General features: G+C 45.3%; 2 protein-coding genes. Both read right to left on the bottom strand.

What is annotated here, in order from left to right:
- Positions 1–246 precede the first annotated feature (246 nt).
- The gene (gene glpQ, locus AB4496_RS14550) at positions 247–1302 is read right to left on the bottom strand and encodes a glycerophosphodiester phosphodiesterase (protein ID WP_102258501.1); all 1056 of its coding nucleotides are present in this window, start codon (positions 1300–1302) and stop codon (positions 247–249) included.
- Positions 1303–1380: 78 nt separating this feature from the next.
- Positions 1381–2531: glycerol-3-phosphate transporter (glpT, locus tag AB4496_RS14545; RefSeq protein WP_372103688.1), on the bottom strand; the 1151-nt coding region annotated here is incomplete at its 5' end.

Here is a 2531-nt window from a genome sequence, read left to right as displayed (position 1 = left end):
ATATAAGCTTCAGCCGATAAGTACTTATAGATTAAGCATCTGACTGCATTGAGAGTAACCTATCAAGTCGTGTTATTGCTGTAAACCGAGTGAATATCAAAATGTGGGCTGAGAAAGAAGAATATGGGTAGGATTTCGAGGCCAATACAAGAAGATCCCAAAAGTGAAAGAAGAGCCAAAAACACCTTTAGTGTGTGCTTTTAGCTCTGAATATCTCGTTAATAGTCGCTCGTAATTAGCAGGATATTAACGGTTCAAGAAGTCGACCGCTTTGTCTGGGAAGTCAGTAAACACACCATCGACTTTGACTTGGTTGTAGAAGACATCCAACATGCCATCAAAGTTATCAGCATAAGCTGGGATTCTTCCCGGATCAGCACGGAACGTGTACGGGTGAACATCTAAGCCCGCGTCTTTTGCTGACTTCATTAACGGTTTAATAATAATGTTATCTTTGGTTGATGCATCGTCCACCAACATTGGCTTCCAAGGGCCTATTCCTTCCGCATAAGTCGCCACTTTTTCCATGCCACCAGCTTCAAACATCCAGTCGTAACTGTACGGCGTTACTTTGTCACCTTGATACGTCATGGTTTCATTCCAATCTGTATAGGCCATCAACTGAACGAGCTTAAGATCCATTTCCATCGCAGGCATGAGTTCATCATTGATGCGTTGGAGTTCATTGGCGTCAAAACACTGCAAATACACTTTGTCGTCTTTTGATAGGTAACCATATTGATGCAAGGTCGCAAGCACAGCTTTGGAGATGTCTTTGCCTTCGTGACGATGGAACCAAGGTGCTTTAATTTCAGGATAGATGCCCACGTCATAACCTAAGGTCTTATTTAAGCCTTGGATCAGTTCGATTTCTTCTGCAAATGTAGCGACACGGAAATCAGACTGCCACATTGGGAAGCGCGTTGGGTACCCTGCCACTCTGTTGCCTTGTTCATCTAAGTTAAAGCCTTCGGTCACCTTTAATGACTTGATCTCGGCAAGCGTAAAATCAATCGCATAGTAACGGCCATCTGCTCGTGCACGGTCTGGAAAGCGGTCAGCAACATCAGTGACGCGATCTAAGTAATGATCATGCAAAACCACCAATTGGTCGTCTTTAGTCATCACTACATCTTGTTCGATGTAGTCGGGTTTCATCGCATAAGCGAGCGCTTTAGCGGGTAATGTGTGTTCAGGTAAATAACCAGAAGCGCCGCGATGCGCAATCACTAAAGGATCGGCGAACGTATTTGCAGATAAACTTAGGGCTAATAAGGTCAGAGACAGTGACGTTGTTTTCATTATTGTTTCCCTTGATAAAACAGAAGCTGGATATACCTGCCTCTGTTGTTATTAGTATGGTGTGGTTCAGCTAATAAACTACTGAGTTAGCGCTTCTTTTTCTCGTTCGAGATCTTTTTGCTTATGGTGCGCACGCTCACCGAGGAAGGCGTAAAGCAGACAAATTATTGAAGCAACACAAGCTCCGACCAAAATCATGAAGCCGCCATCCCAGCCGTAATGGTCAACCATGAAACCAAGCACCGCATTGGCAGCAACTGCGCCACCTAAGTAACCAAACAATCCAGTAAGACCTGCCGCCGTACCTGCCGCTTTCTTTGGTGCAAGTTCAAGTGCATACAAGCCGATTAGCATTACTGGACCATAAATAAGGAAGCCAATCGCAATCAGTGCCAACATATCAACCGTTGGGTTACCCGCAGGGTTCAACCAATACACCAACACTGCGACAGTTACGAGAACCATAAACAGGATCCCTGCTGGAGCGCGTCGACCTTTGAATAATTTATCTGAAATCCAACCACACAATAACGTGCCAGGAATACCTGCCCACTCATACAGGAAGTAGGCCCAAGAGGATTTATCTACAGAGAAGTCTTTCGCTTCTTTTAAGTAAACCGGAGCCCAATCGAGTACGCCATAACGGATAAGGTAAACAAACGCATTAGCAATCGCGATTGACCACAACAGCTTGTTAGAGAAAACGTACTTAAAGAAGATCTCTTTCGCCGTCATTTCTTTCTCATGAGACGTATCGTAGTCGTCTGGGTAATCATCTTTGTGTTCTTCAATCGGTGGTAAGCCGCAAGATTGAGGTGTATCTCTTACAGTAAACCAAACAAAGACAGCAACGAGAGTGGCAAAAAATGCAGGAACATAAAAAGCGGTTCGCCAATCGTCGTTAAAAGCCCACAGCCCCAACAAGAACATTGGGCCAATCAAACCGCCACCCACGTTGTGAGCAACGTTCCATACCGATACGATCTCACCACGTTCTTTTCGTGACCACCAGTGAACCATGGTTCGCCCACAAGCTGGCCAGCCCATGCCTTGAAACCAACCATTCAAGAACAGCAGGATAAACATCGCAGTGATGCTGCCTGTCGCCCATGGCATGAAGCCGAAGCAGAACATGACCAATGCCGACATTAACAAGCCACCGCTGAGAAAGTATCGGGGGTTAGAACGGTCAGAAACACTGCCCATTAAGAACTTAGATAAGCCGTAAG

The organism is Vibrio sp. 10N.222.46.A1 (genome assembly GCF_041473595.1).
Taxonomy (GTDB): domain Bacteria; phylum Pseudomonadota; class Gammaproteobacteria; order Enterobacterales; family Vibrionaceae; genus Vibrio; species Vibrio tasmaniensis_A.
Note: the sequence above shows the minus strand (reverse complement) of the source record. Positions and strands in the feature narration are given on the sequence as shown.